The sequence below is a fragment of the Clostridium sp. HMP27 genome, assembly GCF_000765165.1.
In the GTDB taxonomy this organism is placed as follows: Bacteria; Bacillota; Clostridia; order Clostridiales; family Clostridiaceae; genus Clostridium_AK.
Window position 1 is genome coordinate 17,633 of sequence record NZ_JMFY01000022.1, and the last position, 19,048, is coordinate 36,680.

General features: G+C 32.0%; 15 protein-coding genes and 1 other annotated feature. Of the genes, 12 read left to right on the forward strand and 3 right to left on the reverse strand.

What is annotated here, in order from left to right; genetic code table 11:
* Positions 1–125: 125 nt before the first annotated feature.
* Both DP68_RS11880 and DP68_RS11885 read left to right on the forward strand, forming a co-directional pair.
* Positions 126–647, forward strand: coding sequence for a hypothetical protein (locus tag DP68_RS11880; RefSeq protein WP_052085774.1), 522 nt, complete (start codon positions 126–128; stop codon positions 645–647).
* Positions 648–735: 88 nt separating this feature from the next.
* Entirely contained in the window at positions 736–1,308 is a 573-nt protein-coding gene (locus DP68_RS11885; protein ID WP_035309778.1) for a hypothetical protein, read from the forward strand.
* Positions 1,309–1,381: 73 nt separating this feature from the next.
* Here DP68_RS11885 and DP68_RS11890 read toward each other — a convergent pair whose 3' ends face one another.
* A complete protein-coding gene (locus tag DP68_RS11890; protein ID WP_035309780.1) occupies positions 1,382–2,200 on the reverse strand; it encodes an EFR1 family ferrodoxin in 819 nt (272 codons plus the stop codon).
* Positions 2,201–2,477: 277 nt separating this feature from the next.
* On the opposite strand from DP68_RS11890, the gene DP68_RS11895 reads away from it, so the two are divergent.
* The 9 genes from DP68_RS11895 to mnmA all read left to right on the forward strand — a co-directional run bounded on the left by DP68_RS11895 (position 2,478) and on the right by mnmA (position 12,028).
* Complete coding sequence (locus DP68_RS11895) at positions 2,478–3,770, forward strand: DUF5667 domain-containing protein (protein WP_035309783.1); 1,293 nt, start codon at positions 2,478–2,480, stop codon at positions 3,768–3,770.
* A 140-nt stretch (positions 3,771–3,910) separates the two neighbouring features.
* The gene (locus tag DP68_RS11900; protein ID WP_035309786.1) at positions 3,911–5,041 is read left to right on the forward strand and encodes an NAD(P)/FAD-dependent oxidoreductase; all 1,131 of its coding nucleotides are present in this window, start codon (positions 3,911–3,913) and stop codon (positions 5,039–5,041) included.
* A gap of 138 nt (positions 5,042–5,179) precedes the next feature.
* Positions 5,180–5,323: a hypothetical protein gene (locus DP68_RS19630; RefSeq protein ID WP_186429202.1), complete on the forward strand. Its 144-nt coding sequence runs from the start codon at positions 5,180–5,182 to the stop codon at positions 5,321–5,323.
* A gap of 214 nt (positions 5,324–5,537) precedes the next feature.
* Positions 5,538–6,440, forward strand: coding sequence for a D-alanine--D-alanine ligase (locus DP68_RS11905; RefSeq protein WP_035309790.1), 903 nt, complete (start codon positions 5,538–5,540; stop codon positions 6,438–6,440).
* Between the two features lie 38 nt (positions 6,441–6,478).
* Entirely contained in the window at positions 6,479–7,945 is a 1,467-nt protein-coding gene (locus tag DP68_RS11910) for a PLP-dependent aminotransferase family protein (protein ID WP_035309792.1), read from the forward strand.
* Between the two features lie 50 nt (positions 7,946–7,995).
* Positions 7,996–8,433 carry an Rrf2 family transcriptional regulator gene (locus tag DP68_RS11915; protein ID WP_035309795.1) on the forward strand — a complete coding sequence of 146 codons (438 nt, stop codon included), beginning with the start codon at positions 7,996–7,998 and terminating at the stop codon, positions 8,431–8,433.
* Positions 8,434–8,615: 182 nt separating this feature from the next.
* On the forward strand, positions 8,616–9,545 hold the full coding sequence (gene cysK, locus DP68_RS11920) for a cysteine synthase A (RefSeq protein WP_035309797.1): 930 nt from the start codon (positions 8,616–8,618) through the stop codon (positions 9,543–9,545).
* Positions 9,546–9,738: 193 nt separating this feature from the next.
* Positions 9,739–10,881: a cysteine desulfurase NifS gene (nifS, locus tag DP68_RS11925; protein WP_291548880.1), complete on the forward strand. Its 1,143-nt coding sequence runs from the start codon at positions 9,739–9,741 to the stop codon at positions 10,879–10,881.
* Positions 10,882–10,957: 76 nt separating this feature from the next.
* Positions 10,958–12,028, forward strand: coding sequence for a tRNA 2-thiouridine(34) synthase MnmA (mnmA, locus tag DP68_RS11930; protein ID WP_035309799.1), 1,071 nt, complete (start codon positions 10,958–10,960; stop codon positions 12,026–12,028).
* A gap of 68 nt (positions 12,029–12,096) precedes the next feature.
* Here mnmA and DP68_RS11935 read toward each other — a convergent pair whose 3' ends face one another.
* Positions 12,097–12,348: a hypothetical protein gene (locus tag DP68_RS11935; protein ID WP_035309801.1), complete on the reverse strand. Its 252-nt coding sequence runs from the start codon at positions 12,346–12,348 to the stop codon at positions 12,097–12,099.
* A gap of 474 nt (positions 12,349–12,822) precedes the next feature.
* Positions 12,823–13,060 (forward strand) — a binding site (T-box leader).
* Positions 13,061–13,170: 110 nt separating this feature from the next.
* On the opposite strand from DP68_RS11935, the gene DP68_RS11940 reads away from it, so the two are divergent.
* The gene (locus tag DP68_RS11940; protein ID WP_081957198.1) at positions 13,171–14,346 is read left to right on the forward strand and encodes an amidohydrolase; all 1,176 of its coding nucleotides are present in this window, start codon (positions 13,171–13,173) and stop codon (positions 14,344–14,346) included.
* 123 nt (positions 14,347–14,469) lie between these two features.
* Here DP68_RS11940 and polC read toward each other — a convergent pair whose 3' ends face one another.
* On the reverse strand, positions 14,470–18,819 hold the full coding sequence (gene polC, locus DP68_RS11945; protein ID WP_035309802.1) for a DNA polymerase III subunit alpha: 4,350 nt from the start codon (positions 18,817–18,819) through the stop codon (positions 14,470–14,472).
* Positions 18,820–19,048: the final 229 nt, after the last annotated feature.

Consider the following 19,048-nt stretch of genomic DNA (forward strand, 5'->3'; position numbering starts at 1 on the left):
TATTTTATAAAGCCCAACTAGATAATATTTAGTTGGGTTTTATTTTTGCTTATTTTAAAATAAATGGAATTAATATAAAACTTTTTCCATAAATAATCGTAATAATAAACAGGAGGGAGATAGGTATGAAAAAAATAACAGCTATATGTAGTGCCTTATTATTAAGCTTATCTATGATAGGATGCACAGCCAAGGAGCAGGTTGGATTGAGTTCAGGCGTATCCAAAGACACATCAGACATATCTCAAAAGACAAAAGAAACTGAAAAAGAAGAAAAAAATACTGTTGACAAGTATACAAAACTAATTGGTTTAACTAGGGATGAAATTCTTAAAAAACTAGGTGAAAAGCCAAATCTTGTTGATGAAGGTGGATTGGAATTTCCAAGTGCCGGCATCAGAGTTTGGTTTGGAGAAAATGGAAAAATCGTAAATCAAGTTTTTATGAACAGCAAGGATATTGATTTTAACGGAACAAGGGTTGGAGAAAATGTAGAGAAGTTTAAAAGTATCTTTGGAAAACCAGTATTAGAGGATAAGGAATCGGGATACATTAACTTTGACTATAAAGGATTAGTTTTACATGTGCCGTATGATTCTAAAACACAAAAGGTTATTGCTGTATACTTGGTAAAAGAATGGGAATAATGGACATCAATGTAGCAAGTGACAAGTTTGTATTATATAAAACTTATTGAATATATAAATCGTAATAATAAACAGGAGGGAGATAAGTATGAAAAAATTAATATCTATTATATGCTCTGTTTTATTATTAGGTTTATCCATGATAGGTTGCACAACCAAGCAGAAGATTGGGTTAGGTACAAAAATATCTCAAGAGACTAAAGTAGATGACAAGAAAAATGATTATGATACTAAAACAGAGGAAGCTATTGCTGAAGAAAAGAAAAGAGCCGAATTATATACTGCAGTTATGCAGGCAGCTTTTAAGGAGGAAAATGGCGGGGATAGGTTTGTTGCAGTAAAGCTAGATACATTGAAAGATTTAAGTAACCAAGCAAAAGAGGAATTAATGAAGAAGCTTACTAACCTATCAACTAACGTATATAACTTTGAGGAAATAAAAAATGATAGTTCAAAGTTTAAACTTGATGATAAGGGAAGATTGGTACAGTCTCTAAATGGAACATTATTGTGGGTAGAAGTAGAAGAGTATAATGAAAATAAAGCTATAATTACTGGAGTTTCATGGTTTGGCAATCTAGGGGCTGTTTTCCCAAAGTATGAAGCCACTTTTGAAAATGGACAGTGGAAGCTCAAAAAGATTAGCATGGCTATATCTTAGTAGAAAATGTATAATAAAAAACTACTTTAGTGAATAATACATCCGCTTAAGTAGTTTTTGTATTTATATATATCTATAAAAATAACTCGGGTTCTCTTCTATAAGCATAATCAATTTCTAATTCCTCTTTATGTCTTAGATAATCTTTATCATCATAATATTTTGCATTAGTAGGACACTTCTTAATACAAGCACCACATTTAATGCAAATTCCATTTAATTTAGATACATCGTTATTATCAATAGAACCCATAGGGCATATGCTCGCACAAAGTTTACAATTAATACAATTGCTATTTGTTTTTGGAATAACCTTCCTAATATCCACAGGTATGCCTTCTTTATTTTTAGGCATATAATATTTTTTATAGGGTTTATTTCCATTTACATATATAGATTCAAATTTGTCTTCAGTTATCATTTTTGTATATATTTTATCAGCAAAGTCATTTGCTATGGACATATCTTTTTGATCCGGTCTATCCTTGGCAAGGATTTTAGAAAATGAATGCTCTCCTATGAATGCAGCGGCTCCAATAACCTTAAAATCATTCAACTCAAGGATATCTATTAACTCTATCAAAGCATCATCATAATTTCTATTTCCATAAACAACTATAGCAACTGCTAACGCGGCATTACCTTTGGCAGAATTCAAATATTTTAAGAGTACATTAGGAACCCTTCCGGCATATACTGGAACCCCTACAATCACAACATCATCCTTTGTAAAAGCTACTGATTCTTCTCTAGCTGCTGTTAATGTAAAGTCAATAGTATTTATAGTCAATGTCTTATTAGTATTGTCTAAAATTTTACTTGCAATTCCGCATACTACTTTCTTAGTTGTACCAGTAGCACTAAAATACATTGTATTAATTTTTTTATTCATAATAAATCCCCCCATAATATCCTCATTAGCCTAATTATAGCATAAAGGTGCCATCCACATGGCAAGTAGAAAGTTTGATAATATAAAAAATCTCAGGAGATATTTATGCAGGATTTGCCTGGTAAAGAAATAAATATTTTCAACGATTATATAAAACAAGGTGAATTTAATTATAGATATAATAACATTAAAAAAATGCTAATATTTTTAAGCACCCCCTTAAATAAAAAGGAAAATACGTATAAATGTGTATAATATGGATTATGAGGGATAATTTATGAAAAGGCAAATTATTGCAATGACATTAGCGGCATATTTAACAGGGATATCTGGTACTGTATATGCTAGTGGAGAGGGAATTGTAGGTACAAACCAGGTAACAACTGAAACAGCAAGTGAAACTATGAATGAAGAAACAGCTAAAACAACAACCGAAGTAACACCTGAAACTCCTGCAACAGGAGAGGAAAATGAAGAGAAAAACCAAGAGGAAGTAAAAGTAGATGAAGGGGAAGTTGAAGATTCAGCAGGTGTTTTACCTAATTCACTTTTTTATAGCATTGAACGAGGAATAGAAGAACTTCAGATTGCAATTACACAAAGCGAAGAGAAGCTAGCTGAACTTAAGGCAAAATTTGCTGAGGAAAGAGTTGCAGAAGCAGCTATTATGACAAGCGAAGGAGAAGAAGAACTTGCAAGTAAAGTAACAGATGAATATATTAATATGCTAGCCTCAGCTACAGAACATATAAATAAGGCAATTGAAGCCAAGGATGAAGCAGTAGAAAATCTTGCAGTTCTTAATGAATATTATGAAAAAAGCCAAGAAATATTAAAGACTATGCTTGAAAAGCTTCCAGAGGATACTAGATTAGCTATTGAAAATGAGTTAAAAGAGCAGGATAAAACAATAACTGCTGTTAATAGTTTCTATGCAGCAAAAAAAGCGTTTTTTGCAGCTAAGGAAGAGTTTAAGAAAGCAAAGGCAGAACTTGAAGTTGCAAAGCAGAGCGGTGATGCAGAGGCAATCAAAATTGCTGAAGAAAAGGTAAAGGCAGCAGAAGCTTTAAAAGATGAACTTGAAGGATTAAAAGATGCAGCTGAGGCATCGAAGGAAGAAGTAAAAGAACTTGTTAAGCAAACAGAAAAAGCAATTAGCTCAGCAATTAAAGAAACAGAAAAAGCAAATGAAAAGATAACAAAGGTAGAAGAAAAAGCCTTAGATGCTGAAAAAACAGTACAAGAGAAAGCAGATAAAACAGAACAGAAAGCTATAGAAAAAGCTAAAAAGCAAGAAGCAAAGGTGCAGGCATTAGAGAATAAGACTCAAGAGAAAACTGAAGAAAAAGCTAAGAAGGTAGAAGAAAAGCTAAATGAATCACAAAAGAAGGCGGCTGAAAAAGCTAAAGAAGAATCTAAGAAGGCAGAAGAAAAGCTAAAGGAAGCAGAAGAGAGAGCTAAGGAAGCTGCTAAAAAAGCAGAACAAAAATTAAAAGAATCACAAGAGAAAGAAGCTGAAAAAGCAGTAGAAAAAGTAAAGCAAACAGAGAATACTGAAAAAAATAAATAATAAAAATAGGATGCTGATAGGCATCCTATTTTTATTAAAATATACAATATATAAGTTCAATAATAAATTGCTGTTTTAATTTTAAATAACGTATAAAAAAAATGTTAAGATATACATTATATCATATAAGAGGTGATTAAATGAAAGTAGCTATTATGGGAGCTGGAATGGCTGGGCTTTCTTGTGCTATAACTTTAGAGAAGCATGGAATTACGCCAACTATTTTTGAAAAAAGAAATAAAGCGGGGGATAGATTTATTAATGCGGAATCTATGTTTAGTATTCTCGACAGACCTATTAAAGACAATTTATCTTACATATCAGAGAACTATAATATAAATTTAAAACCTATAGATGAAATTAATAAGTTATCAATACACTCTAAAAATGAGATTGGAAATATTGAAGAGAAAATTGGATATACAAATATAAGAGGCAGACATGAGAATTCCTATGAAAATCAATTAGCGAAGCAGGTAAAATGTAATATTAATTTTAACTCAAACTACGAATATGAAGAACTATGTAAAAATTTCGATTATGTAGTATTAGCTACCGGAGATGGAGAATATGCATCTCATTTAGGTAATTATAGGTGCGATTTAACTTGTACTATAAGAGGAGTAACTGTCGAAGGGGAGTTTATAACAAGTAACCCTCATATATGGTTTAATTATGATATAATACCAAAGGGGTATGCGTGGTTGATACCTTTTTCTGAAAAAGAAGCAAACTTATCTATTGCTTATCCTGATTATCCTGACAATATAAAGTTAAATATAAATGATATGTGGGAGAGATTTTATAGTTTAGCTTGCAAGGATTTTGACCAAAATTTTGAAATAACTGATAAATTTGAGATTACAAGATATATGATGGGAATATGCGATAAGCCAAAAATTGATAATACATATTTCGTTGGAAATTGTTTTGGTACTATTTCTCCAGGTCTTGGATTTGGGCAATTTTCATCAATTTTAACAGGAATATATGCAGCATATGATATTTGCAAAATAGGATCTTATCAAGAACTTACTAAACCTTTATTTGAAAACTATAATAACTCCCTTGTGTTAAGAAAATTTTTAGAAAACTTAACAAATGATCAAATAGATTTTCATATTAAAAATTTAGATAGAAAAATTATAAGTAAATTAGTTGATAAATTATGTGAAACTAATAATAGCAGTATTGATATACTTAAGTTATCAACTCCTGTTATGAAGCTTTGGAATGAATACAAGGAATTTAAAGGACAAAAAATACAATGAGATTTTTCTTAATAACATGTTTTCGCAATATAATATAAAAATAGAAGTTTACTAGCATTTTAGAAATTAAGTAACTTTTATCATAGAATAAATTACTCTTACCCTGGGGAAAATTTTAGTGAAGGGAGAGTGATTTAAATGGGAAAAAGCAAAAATATTAAAGCACAAAATCAGAGTATGATAGATAATAGTAATGACAGCAGAAATGCAAATAATGGATATATGCAAAATGGGAATGCTAGCAAGTATGCTGCACAGCAGGGAACAAGAAACAAGAACTAGATAAAAAAAGAGGATGGAACTAAATGGAACCTATTTCAAGGACATTTTAAGTTTCATCCTCTTTCTTATTATCGTAGTACCACTAATAATAAAAAATACCTATTAAGTGGAGCTTTATATAAAAATTAAATTATATATAATATAAGTAAGGATGTTTAAATATATAGATAAAAATTACCAAATGGTGTTATTAATTCTTCGGAGGAGAAAAATTATGCATGTAGGCGTTATAATGGGTGGAGTTTCTGATGAAAGAGAAATATCAATACTCACAGGAAATGAAATAATAGAAAATCTTGATAAAGAAAAGTATGAGGTGCTTCCTGTACCTATAAATACAGAATACGAACTTATAGACAGAGCAAAATCTTTAGAATTTGCATTTATTGCTCTTCATGGGAAGTTTGGGGAGGATGGTAAAATTCAAGCAATTCTTGAAAGTCTTAAAGTACCATATTCAGGATGTGGAGTTCTAGAAAGTGCATTGTGCATGGATAAAAATATATGTAAAAAAATATTTTTAGGAGAAAATATACCTACACCTAAGTGGATTATGGTAAAACATGAAGATGATATAAATTATGAGAAAGTAGATGAAATGAAATATCCCATAGTGGTTAAACCAAACAGTGGTGGATCAAGTATAGGAATATTTATAGTTAAAAATAAAGAAAACTTAAAAGAAGCTGTAAAAGAAGCCCTAAAGCATGATAAAGAAGTAATGATTGAAGAATATATAAAGGGCGAAGAGATAACTTGTTGTATGCTTGATGGAGAAATATTACCTATATTATCTATAAAGCCTAAGAGAGATGAGTTTTTCGATTACAAATCGAAATATGAGGACGAGGGTGCAGAAGAAATTGTAGTAAATTTACCTGATCATATTGATAAGAAAGTTAAAGATATTTGTAAAAAATGCTGGAAAGGTTTAAACTTAAGAGTATATGCACGTATCGATATAATGATAAAAGGGGAAGAGGTATATGTACTTGAGGTAAACACTCTATCTGGTATGACTAAAAATAGCTTATTTCCTAAAAGTGCTAAGGCAGCAGGTATGAGTTTTAAAAGCCTTTTGGATAAAATAATAGAGTTATCAGGAAAACAATTTTAGCAGATTCATATAATTAAGTTGGTATATAAGGAGCTAATATGTTTAGAAATATAAATTTTAATAGAAAAGAGCCTATATATGAACAGCTTTATAATTATATAAAAAATATGTTAGAGGATGGAATGCTTTCATCCTCTAGTAAACTTCCTTCTACAAGAGAAATAAGCGAAAACCTAAATATAAGCAGAAATACAGTGGTAAGGGCATATGAAATTTTAGAGGCTGAAGGATACATATATACTATAAAAGGTAAGGGAAGCTTTGTAAGTGAAATAAAAAAGATAAAGACTAAAGATTGGAATGTAAGCTGGGAACAAGCTGTGAATTCTTTTGCTAAAAAGGCAGAGGAGTTAGATATTATGAAAAATGAGGCTATTTTTAAAAAAGGTATGATATCTTTTAAAAGTATAGCTCCTGATGAAAGCTTATTTGACATAGAAGAATTTAAAAAGGCTTTTTTAGATAGAATGTCCTTAGAGGGAGAAAAACTTTTAAATTATGGATATGCTCAGGGATACAAGCCTTTAATAAATTATCTTATGGACTATATGAATAAAAAGGGAGTTAGTACAAGAGATAGGGATATACTTATAACTAATGGCTTTACTGAGGGATTTGATATAGTCTTAAGTACCCTAACAAATAAGGGAGACTGTATACTTTGTGAAGATCCTACTCATAATACAGCTATAAAAATAATGAAGCTTCAAGGAATCGATATTCACGGAATAGCTTTAAACAAAGAAGGAATTGACGAAAATAAGCTTAAAGAAGAACTTAATACACATAAGTTTAAGTTTGCTTTTTTCATCCCATCATATCATAATCCTACAGGTATGGTCATGTCTTATAAAAAAAGAGAAAATGTATATAATATACTTAGGGAATATAATGTTCCTATAATTGAGGATGGATTTAATGAAGAATTGCAGCATTCAGGATCTCACATTGCACCTATAGCCAGTATAGGTGGCGAGGGAAACGGAGTAATTTATATAGGAAGTCTATCAAAAATACTTTTTCCAGGTCTCAGAATTGGATGGATATTTGGAGATAAAAGACTTATAGATATCCTTCAAAGTGTTAAAAGAAGCAGAAATATACATACTTCGTTTCTAGATCAAGCACTTTTGTATCAATATATGAAGAATGGAAGCTTTGAAAAGTATTTAAAAAAGGCTAGAAGTATATATAAATCAAAATATAATTTTACAAAAGAACTTATTGAGAAATACATCCCTCATGAATATATATTAGGGGATGGAGGCTTATATGTATATATAAAGCTCAAAGGTATAAGTTCAAGAGAACTTTTGAAAAACTGCTTTAATAGAGACGTAATATTTACTCCAGCAGATATGTTTTATGTAAACAAAGGAGGATATAATGAATTACGACTCAGCTTCTCCAGGGTTTCATTTGACGAGATAGAAAAAGGCATAAAAATAATTGGAGAAGAGGTCAAAAAACTTAAAAATAATGTTGACAAATTAAGTGGAAATTAATATAATTAATATAACATATAAAACTTATTTGTTTAGTAGGAGTTGTTGAAGTGAAGATATCTACAAAAGGAATATATGGGTTAAAAGCAATACTAGATTTAGCTACAAATTCATTTAATGATGTGGTTACGCTAAAAAGTATATCGGAAAGACAGCACATATCTGAAGGGTATTTAGAACAAATTTTTTCTCTCTTAAGAAAAAGAGAATTGGTAAAGGGAAGAAAAGGCTCTCAAGGAGGATATACTTTAGTAAAGGAACCTAAAGAGATTACGGTAGGAGAAATACTAAGGGCGTTAGAAGGGGAACTTTTTCAAGTAGATGTTCCTGAAGAAGAAAAAAACTCTAAGATAGAAAGATGTATAGAAGATAGAGTTTGGGGTAATTTAAGAGAAAATATAAATAAAGTTGTAGACTCTATAACTTTAGAACAACTTGTAGAAGATTATAAGAAATATAATAATGAAGTAACCATGTATTATATATAGAAATTAAAAATTATTTATAAAGTTTAATTTCTATTTTGGTTATAGATAATTTATAAAATAAATATTATTCAGTTGGGATGCGCGGTTTATAGGGAAATTAAGATTTCTGCAAAATATATCCCAACTAAAATTTTAAATAAAAGCATAGTAAACAAATATGTATAATAGAGGAGAGATGTTATATGAAAAAGGTATATAATAATTTAACAGAATTAATAGGAAATACACCACTTGTAAGAGTTGATAAATTTAAGGAAAAATACAATTTAAAGGGGAATATAATTGCAAAGGTAGAATATTTTAACCCAGCAGGAAGTGTAAAGGATAGAATTGCATTTGCAATGCTTGAAGAAGCTGAAAAACAAGGACTTTTAAATAAGGACTCTATAATTATAGAACCAACTAGTGGAAATACTGGTGTAGGGCTTGCTTTTGCAGCTACAGTAAAAGGATATAAATTAATACTAACTATGCCTGATACAATGAGTGTTGAAAGAAGAAATTTACTAAAGGCTTATGGAGCAGAGCTTATATTAACACCTGGAGCAGAAGGTATGAAGGGTGCAATTAAAAAAGCAGAAGAAATAGCAGCTGAAAATAATAATTCTTTTATACCTCAGCAGTTTGAGAATAAAGCAAATCCTAAAATTCATAAACTAACTACAGCAAAAGAAATATGGGAAGATACTGAAGGCCAGGTAGATATATTTATAGCAGGGGTAGGAACTGGCGGAACTATAACTGGAGTTTCCGAATACCTAAAAGAAAAAAATCCAAATGTTAAAATAGTGGCAGTAGAACCAGAAGCTTCAGCAGTACTTTCAGGAGAAAAACCAGGCCCTCATAAAATTCAGGGGATAGGTGCAGGATTTATTCCAAGTATATTAAATACAGAAGTAATTGATGAAATAGTAAGAGTTACAAATGAAGATGCACTTAAAACTACAAAAGAAGCAGCTCATTTAGAAGGAATGCTTGTTGGAATATCTTCTGGAGCGGCACTATATGCAGCAAAGATAATAGCGGAAAGAGAAGAAAACAAAGATAAAAATATAGTTGTACTTCTTCCTGATACAGGAGCAAGATATTTATCCATGGGAATATTTGATTAGTAACCAGTAGTTAGTAACCAGTAGCCAGTAAAATGTAGTTTTGCTTTGCAAAACATCCATAGCTGGGTATTGGTTACTTTTTTACTGGTTATTAGTTTTGGATAGTTCACAAAAAGGTGTAAAATTTAATAATTCCTTATACTAGAACTTAGTGCTTTGTGTTATACTATATTGTTGTACGGAGGTGAATAATTTGGATAAAATATATATGGATTATAGCGCTACAACTTATATAAAACCAGAAGTAGTAGAAGCAATGGAACCTTACATAAAAGAATATTTTGCAAATCCTTCTTCTGCATATTCTCTTTCCAATAGGGCAAAAATGATTATAGATGAAAGCAGAGAAGCGTTAGCAAATTTAATAAATGCTAAGAGTAGTGAAATATATTTTACTTCAGGAGGAACTGAAAGTGACAACTGGGCAATAAAAGGAGTGGCCTTTGCCAATATGAATAAGGGACGCCATATAATCACTTCTTCTATTGAACATCATGCAGTCTTAAATGCCTGTGAGTATTTAAAAAAGTTTGGTTTTGAAATAACTTATCTTCCTGTAGATGAATATGGAATGGTAAATTTACAAGAATTAAAAAGTAGCATAAGAAAAGATACTATTTTAGTTTCAATAATGATTGCAAATAATGAAATAGGAACTATAGAGCCTATAAGTGAAATAGGAAAGGTTTGTAAGGAAAAAAATGTAGTTTTCCACACAGATGCAGTGCAGGCAGTGGGAAATATACATTTAGATGTAGAAAATATGAATATAGATTTATTAAGCTTTGCTTCTCATAAAATATATGGTCCAAAGGGAATTGGTGCATTATATATAAGAAAAGGTACTAAAATAGATAATTTAATTCATGGAGGAGAGCAGGAAAAAGGAAAACGAGGAGGCACAGAAAATTTAGCTTCTATTGTTGGATTTGGAAAGGCTTCGGAAATTGCTTTAAATAATCTAAATGAGCATAGAGAAAGATTAACTTATTTAAGAGATATACTTATAAATGAACTTTTACAAATACCTGGGACTAAGCTAAATGGTGCTAAAGGTGAGAAAAGACTTCCTGGAAGTGTAAATATAACATTTAATGATGCTCAAGCAGAATTAATGCTTATGATGATGGATAGGGAAGGGATTTTTGTATCCTCAGGTAGTGCATGCCAAGCTGGGGCTGTAGAGCCTTCGCATGTACTTAAAGCTATAGGGCTTTCAAATAAAGAAGCCAAGGAAACTATAAGATTTAGTTTAGGATATAAAACTACGAAGGAACATGTAGACAAGGTTATTAATGTGGTTAGGGATTGTGTACAAAAGTTAAGAGGTTGTTAGTTAGTAATATCGAACTCATAAAATGCAGGGAACTATTAGGTGTTAGGATTAAATTTAATAGGAGGTATTAATTAAGTTGAAGAAGAAAGTTTTACTCGGTATGAGCGGAGGAGTGGATAGCTCTGTTGCAGCTTATCTTTTAAAAGAGCAGGGGTATGATGTAATTGGGGTCACAATGCAAATATGGCAGGATGATGAGGAATTCGAGGAAAGAGAGGGAGGATGCTGCTCACTAAGTGCTGTAGCAGATGCTAGAAGAGTTGCACAAGCACTAGATATTCCTTTTCATGTAATGAATTTTAAAGAGGATTTTAAAGAAAAGGTAATAGATTATTTTGTGGATGAATATCTTGTAGGTCGAACTCCAAACCCATGTATAGCATGTAATAAACACATAAAATTTGACTTGTTTCTAAAAAAAGCAATGGCAATGGGAATAGATTATGTAGCTACAGGCCATTATGCAATAATAGGTCAAAATGGCTATAGATATACCCTTAGAAAGTCTGATGACTCAAGAAAGGATCAAACTTATGCACTTTATAATCTTACCCAATTTCAATTAAGCAGAACCCTTATGCCTTGTGGAGAATATACAAAGGATCAAATAAGGGAAATAGCTAAAAAGATAGGTCTTAGAGTACATAATAAAAAGGATAGTGAAGAGATATGCTTTGTATATGATAATGATCATGGCGGATACATAAATAGAAACTATCCTGGAAAAGTTAAAGAAGGAAATTTTGTCGATAAGAGTGGTAAAATACTTGGAAAGCATAAGGGAATAGTGTATTATACAATAGGTCAAAGAAAGGGACTTGGAATAGCGCTAGGTAAACCTATGTATGTTACAGATATAAAGCCTAAAACTAATGAAGTAGTTTTAGGAGACGAAGAAGATATATTTACAAGAGTACTTGTAGCAAAGGATATAAATTTAATTTCCATGGATATTTTAGAAGCTCCAATGGAAGTTGAAGCTAAAATTAGATATTCTGCACAACCTCAAAAGGCATTAATAGAGCCAATTGATGGTGGACATAAAATAAAGGTTACTTTTAAGGAAAATCAAAGAGCTATAACTAAAGGTCAATCTGTAGTGTTTTATGATGGAGACATGGTTCTTGGTGGAGGAGTTATTGAATAACTAATGTTTGATTTAAATGATTAATAATTAATTTAAAATAAAAAAGCTTGCAATGATGCAAGCTTTTTTTAAATATCCATTTTGTTTACATGAACTCCTTCAACGGATGTTAACTCATTTTCTAGCGCTTCTACATCAGATTTTTCAGCAAATATTTGAAGAAGTATAAGTCCCTTTGGAGAACAAGAATCCTCTTCAGTTTCATGTAATCCTATTCGTGTTTTAATTATACAGCCATGCTCAGTTAAAATTTGTTGTACCCTTGGGGCATGTTCATCTCTTCCGTCGATGGTAACAGCCATTATGATAGTTTTTTTCATAAGTGGAAAACTCCTTCCTTGTAAATTTAAATTTGGTTTATGATTTTTCATTATACATACAATAGCATACAAATATTATCTTATCCAAATTTAGGAAAAATATATACTAAACTATAATATTTTTCTAAATAAATCAAAAATAATATAAAATAAGGAGTTATAGTAGAGTAAAATATAAGAATTTTATCTTGCATGTTATTAAAATTATGAATCAATAATGTAAATGTTAATAAAATAAGTGATAGAAAATCATACCATAAGTTCTTATAATTTTATAGTGTTTAGTATAAGTGAATTAATATATTTCAGTAGTCGTTTTCAAAGAAGGTGCTTGTTTTGCAAGCAATTATTCATAAAAAAGTAATTGTAAAATATTCAAACTTTTTACAAGAATGCCGTTGACACCCCTTTTTATAGATGATAAGATAAATAACAATAACCCCAAATAACATTTGGGTAAAAGGTAAATAAATGTAAATAGTTATGATGGGAAAAAGCTATATAAATTTAGTTACAGAGAGCCAATGGTTGCTGAGAATTGGTGCTAATGATATAGGCAATACTCACCCCTGAACATAAAAACTGAAACCTAAGTAAGTTTTTACGGTAACATCCGTTATAATGTAAGAGTTTTATAGGAACTTTCAAAGGCCATAAATACATTTAGTTTGTGGTGAAGTAGAGTGGTACAGCGTTAGTATACGCCTCTATATATCTAAAGGATATATAGAGTTTTTTTTATATACTAATATAAATATTACAAAATGGTTACTAGTTACTGATTACTAGCAACTGAGCACTAAATATACGGGGGGTTTAGATATGAAAACTTTAGATTTTGCAAAAGGAAATTATGAATGGATGGTAGATTTAAGAAGGCATTTTCACAGACATCCAGAGGCATCCTTTGAGGAGTTTAGAACTACTGATAAAATCGAAGAAGAATTAAAGAAAATGGGAATAGAAACTTTAAGGGTAACAAAAACGGGTGTTGTGGGGCTATTAAAAGGAGGAAAAGAAGGAAAGGTTGTAGCTTTACGTGCTGACATAGATGCATTATCTGTAAATGAGCAAACTGGGCTTTCATTTAGCTCAGAAACACCTGGATTAATGCATGCTTGTGGACATGACTGCCATGCTGCAACATTACTTGGAGCAGCAAAAATTTTATCAGGAATGAAAGAAGAACTACAAGGAACAGTGAAATTTATATTTCAGCCTGCAGAAGAAGTAGCGGGTGGGGCAAAGGCTATGATAGAAGGTGGAGTACTAGAAAATCCTAAAGTAGATATGATATTTGGAATGCATATTTGGTCAGATGTACCTACAGGACAAGTAGCACTTCAGCCAGGACCTGTAATGGCATCAGCAGATTGTTTTGATTTAACTATAACAGGAAAGTCAGCACATGGTTCTTCACCATGGCAAGGGGTTGACGCATTAACTTGTGCAACAGCAGTAGTTCAAGGACTACATACTATTGCAACAAAAGTAAATGATGCAAGACAACCTATAGTTATAAATGTAGGAACCTTTCATGCTGGAGAAAGATTTAACGTAGTACCTGGAAAAGCAACAATACAAGGAATGAATAGAGCATTTACTGAACACTCTAGAAAAATGCTTCCTGAATGGATTGAAAAAATGGTTAAAAATACTTGTGAAGCTCATGGTTGTGAGTATGAGTATAAGTATGAATTTATGTGCAGTCCCACTATAAATGAAGAAAAGTCTACAAAGCTTGCTCGAGAATCTGTAGCAAAAGTAGTAGGACAGGAAAACATAATTGCAATAGATAAGGCAATGGGATCAGAAGACTTCTCAGAATATGCACAAAGAGTACCAGGAGCATTTATGTTCTTAGGGGGAAGAAATGAAGAAAAAGGATGTAAGTATTCCCATCATTCAAACTTCTTCAATGTAGATGAAGACGCACTTCCACTTGGAGCTGCAAGTTATGCACAAGTGGCAATAGATTTCTTGAATAAAAATAAGTAATAACAAAACACCTAAAGAATAAAAAAATATTCTTTAGGTGTTTTTCTATAAATAAAGATTGTAAAAGTGTCTATAGATAAATCTTTATAACTTTTAGTTCGTATTGGTAGTAATTTTTACTGGCTAAATTACATCAAAAAAGCTCAGTTGATCACTTTCTGGAAGACCTATTAAACAGCCAAATTTTCTAAGTGAATCTATAGCAGAATTTCCAATCTTAGCACGTTTCTTTAGATCTTCTACAGAGCTAATAGGTTGTTCTTCTTGGAGTGCATTATATATTCCTTCTGCAGCTACCGTTCCCATACCCGATATACTGTTTATAGGAGGTCTTAAGCCATCCTCTTCAACTAGAAATCTAGAGGCATGGGATTTATATAAATCAATAGGAAGGAATTTAATATTTCTTTCGTACATTTCTAAAACTATCTCTAAGTCATCATACATATCCTTATCCTTAGGAGCTGCTTGATTACCCATCATATCAATTTCCTTCATCTTTTCTTTAACTTTCTCTTTTCCAAATATCATAAATTCTGCATCGAAGGCCTTTGCTCTAATGCTAAAGTATGCTGCATAATAGGCCTTAGGTATATGCACTTTAAACCAAGCTATTCTGAAGGCCATCATAACATAAGCTGCAGCATGGGCCTTAGGGAACATATATTTTATTTTCCTGCAGGAATCTATATACCATTCCGGAACATCATGTTCTCTCATCATTGCTTCATACTCAGCCCATTTTTCAGGGTCTTTTAATGCCTTTCCTTTACGAACTAGCTCCATTATTTTAAAGGCAGTATTAGGTGGCAAACCTTTTTTGATTAGATAAACCATTATATCATCTCTAGTACATACAGCCTCACTTATGCTGGTAACTATTTTTGAATCAATTAAATCCTTAGCATTTCCCAGCCACACATCGGTACCATGGGAAAGTCCTGATATACATATTAAGTCCATAAAGGTTTTTGGCATTGTATCTAAAAGCATTCCCCTTACGAATTTGGTGCCAAACTCAGGAACTCCAAAGGTTCCTACCTTAGAATTTATTTGCTGGGGAGTTACTCCCAGAGCTTGTGTAGATGAGAATATAGACATGGTCTCCTTATCATCCATAGGTATCGTCTTAGGATCTACTCCTGTAATATCCTGAAGCATTCTTATAACTGTTGGATCATCATGCCCTAGTATATCAAGCTTCAATAAATTCTGGTCAATGGAGTGATAATCAAAATGTGTTGTAATAATATCTGAGTTCGAATCATCTGCAGGATGCTGTACTGGGCAAAACTCAAATATTTCTCTTCCCTTGGGAACAACTATTATACCCCCAGGATGCTGTCCAGAGGTTCTCTTTATACCTGTACAGCCTCTTGAGATTCTGAGAATTTCTGCCTTATTTACTGTGATACCTTTTTCATCGAAGTACTTTTTTACATATCCAAAAGCTGTTTTTTCTGCTATGGTACCTATAGTTCCTGCTTTAAAGGTTGTGCCTTTCCCAAAGATAACCTCTGTATATCTGTGCGCCTTTCCCTGGTACTCTCCTGAAAAGTTTAAGTCTATATCCGGTTCCTTATCTCCATTGAAACCTAAGAATGTTTCAAAAGGGATATCTATGCCATCCTTAACCAAAGCTTCTCCGCAAACAGGGCAAACTTTATCTGGTAAGTCAAAACCGATTTTATAGCCATAGTCAGCAAAATCTGAATGCTTACAGCTAGGGCACCTGTAATGAGGCGGCAGGGCATTTACTTCAGTTATACCAGTCATATATGCCACAACAGAGGAACCAACAGAGCCCCTAGAGCCTACCAAATAGCCGTCTTCGTTTGACTTCCATACAAGCTTTTGAGCAATTATATACATTACGGAGAATCCATTTTTTATAATGGAATCCAGCTCTCTATCAAGCCTTTGTTGAATAATTTCAGGAAGAGGGTCTCCATAAAGCTCATGAGCCTTACCATAGGTAATATCTTTAATGGTCTGCTCACATCCATCTATGTGTGGTGTGGCCTTTTGTGGTGAAATAGGGCTAATCTGTTCACACATGTCAGATATTATATTGGTGTTTGTAACTACCACCTCATAGGACTTTTTGCTTCCTAAATAGGAAAACTCTTCAAGCATTTCCTCAGTGGTTTTTAAATATAAAGGAGCCTGATTGTCTGCATCCTTAAATCCCTGTCCTGCTTCTAATATACGCCTGTATATCTCATCCTCAGGGTCCATAAAGTGAACATCTCCTGTTGCCACTACAGGTTTATTTAATTTTTCACCAAGAGCAACAATTTTTCTATTGATTTCCTTTAGATATTCTCTATTAGGTACCTGCTCTGTCCTTACTAAATAATCATTATTTTTTAGGGGTTGAATTTCTAAATAATCATATTCCTCTGCAATAGTTTTAATTTCCTCATCTGATTTTCCAAGTAAAATTGCCTGGTAAAGCTCTCCTTCACTGCAGGCACTACCAAGTATTAAACCTTCAGAGTATTTTTTATAAAGACTTCTTAATATACGAGGTTTCTTATAAAAATAATCTAAATGGGAATAGGATACCAGCTTATATAAATTCTTTAATCCTACATAATCCTTTGCCAGTATTATTGCATGATAGGTCTTAAGTTTTTTATATTCTTCCCTTTTAGATTCTTCATCGGAGCCATATATATCTATATCCTGAAGAGTTTCTGCGCCTCTCTTCTTTAGCTTTTCAAGCATTATATTAAAGACCTTAACTGTGGTAGCCACGTCATCTAAGGCTCTATGAGCAACCTCAACCTTTATGCCAAGATTCTTAGCAATTCTCCCTAATTTATAGGTTTTAAAATCAGGAAAGAGCTCTTTTGCTAATGATAAGGTATCTAAGTATGTAAAATCGAAGTTATACCCTAAGACCTTAGCGTTATGCTTTAAGAAGCCTACATCGAATTCAGCATTATGGGCAACCAAAACGCTTCCCTGTATAAACTGTAACATTTTAGGAAATACATTTTCTATGGTATCTGCATCTTTTACCATATCATCGGTTATATTAGTAACCTCAATAACTCTTGCAGGAATAGGTTTTTCGGGATTCACAAAGCAGCTAAATTCCTCTATTACCTTTCCATCTTTAAGTTTCATAATTCCTATCTCAGTAATTTTTTCTGTTACTGGTGAAAAGCCCGTGGTTTCCAAATCCAGCACACAATAGGTGGTATCAATACTCTGTCCCTTAAGGTTTGTTACAGAAGGTTTTTTATCCGGTGCTAAATAGGCCTCTACTCCATATATGACCTTCATATCAGGATTATCTCTACCTAAAAGCTTATGGGCCTCGGGAAAGGATTGAACCACTCCATGATCCGTTATAGCAATAGATTTCATGCCCCAGCTCATTGCTCTTTTAATCAAATCAGTGGCACTGGTCATGGCATCCATCTGACTCATTTGTGTATGCATATGCAGCTCTACTCTCTTTACCTGAGATCTATCCTGTCTCTTAACTTTTCTCATACCTTCTATTTCTATTATAGTATTGGCAATAAGCTCAACTTCTCCAGAAAACTTACTATAGCCTGCATTTCCAGAAAGCCTAACTCTCTTAGCCTTTTTAAGTTTAGATAATACCTCACCGTCTTCGCCAGGCTTAATAAAGGATTTACAAGTCATAGAACTTGAGCCATCATACAAGTCAAAAGAAATTAATGTTTTTCCGCTTTTTAATTCCTTTGCCTCTATATTGGATATTTCCCCTTGTATAGCTATCTTTCCCTCATCTGGTGTAATATCAGTAATTTTTATTATGGTATCCTTAATTTTAGAGCTTCTGCCTAATATCAAGAAAGGATCACCTTTTTTTCCATCAGTTTCGGCTTTTATTTCCTGTTTTTTTTCTAAAACTTCATTAGGTGAGTTAGGGACAACATTACTTAAAGTTGCCTCAACTTGCTTTTGAATAAACAGCATTTCCTTTTCACGTATATCCTCTTGCATCCTTATTAAATCTTCGCTGCTTACTTTATCAATAAAATTTATTTTATATGCTGTACCATATAGGTTTTTAATGGCATTATGGAGTCTTTTATCATAATCCATGGATTTTAAAAAGTCTGATACTGCAAGTTTAAAATTAAAATTTATTGTATCATTATCCACTTCATATTCACTATTATTTATCACTGCCTTTAATGCAGGGTATTTATCTGCGAGTGAAAGTACAATACTTTCTAATTCATCTTTTATGGGTTTTTTTTCTGTTCCATCAACATATGTTACAGTGATTTTAGAATCTTTCAATTCAAATCTTTCTCTTATAAACTTATTTAGGAATTCAAATTCTCTTATCTCAATATATTTATCTGAGCTGATTTTCATCTCTAGGGTTTTAGTATTTTTCTTTAAGACCACTGCTTCTACAAGTGCAGTATTTATGTTACCCCCTGATTCATAATCACTAAAAATTTCATTTATTCTTCTCATGTTAATTCCTAACCTTCTCCCACAAATTTTTAGTATGTTACTATTATATAGGATAGACTTATGATTTGTCATGTAGCGAAAAAAAGTATAGCGATATTCATATCTATGATAGCAATTTTAACATTGGTTTTCTACTAGTTTTAAATGTAAATAATGTACAAAGTTATATATATCTTATTTTGTGTTAAAATATAAACATAGTAAAATCTAATAACGTGATAAATATTAA

Coding starts and splice junctions, on each gene's coding strand:
- cysK (WP_035309797.1), top strand. CDS start 8,616: ATGAAAAAGGTATATAATAATTTAACAGAATTAATAGGAAATACACCA.
- DP68_RS19630 (WP_186429202.1), top strand. CDS start 5,180: ATGGGAAAAAGCAAAAATATTAAAGCACAAAATCAGAGTATGATAGAT.
- DP68_RS11935 (WP_035309801.1), bottom strand. CDS start 12,348: ATGAAAAAAACTATCATAATGGCTGTTACCATCGACGGAAGAGATGAA.
- DP68_RS11940 (WP_081957198.1), top strand. CDS start 13,171: ATGAAAACTTTAGATTTTGCAAAAGGAAATTATGAATGGATGGTAGAT.
- DP68_RS11895 (WP_035309783.1), top strand. CDS start 2,478: ATGAAAAGGCAAATTATTGCAATGACATTAGCGGCATATTTAACAGGG.
- DP68_RS11900 (WP_035309786.1), top strand. CDS start 3,911: ATGAAAGTAGCTATTATGGGAGCTGGAATGGCTGGGCTTTCTTGTGCT.
- DP68_RS11880 (WP_052085774.1), top strand. CDS start 126: ATGAAAAAAATAACAGCTATATGTAGTGCCTTATTATTAAGCTTATCT.
- polC (WP_035309802.1), bottom strand. CDS start 18,819: ATGAGAAGAATAAATGAAATTTTTAGTGATTATGAATCAGGGGGTAAC.
- DP68_RS11905 (WP_035309790.1), top strand. CDS start 5,538: ATGCATGTAGGCGTTATAATGGGTGGAGTTTCTGATGAAAGAGAAATA.
- DP68_RS11890 (WP_035309780.1), bottom strand. CDS start 2,200: ATGAATAAAAAAATTAATACAATGTATTTTAGTGCTACTGGTACAACT.
- DP68_RS11910 (WP_035309792.1), top strand. CDS start 6,479: ATGTTTAGAAATATAAATTTTAATAGAAAAGAGCCTATATATGAACAG.
- DP68_RS11885 (WP_035309778.1), top strand. CDS start 736: ATGAAAAAATTAATATCTATTATATGCTCTGTTTTATTATTAGGTTTA.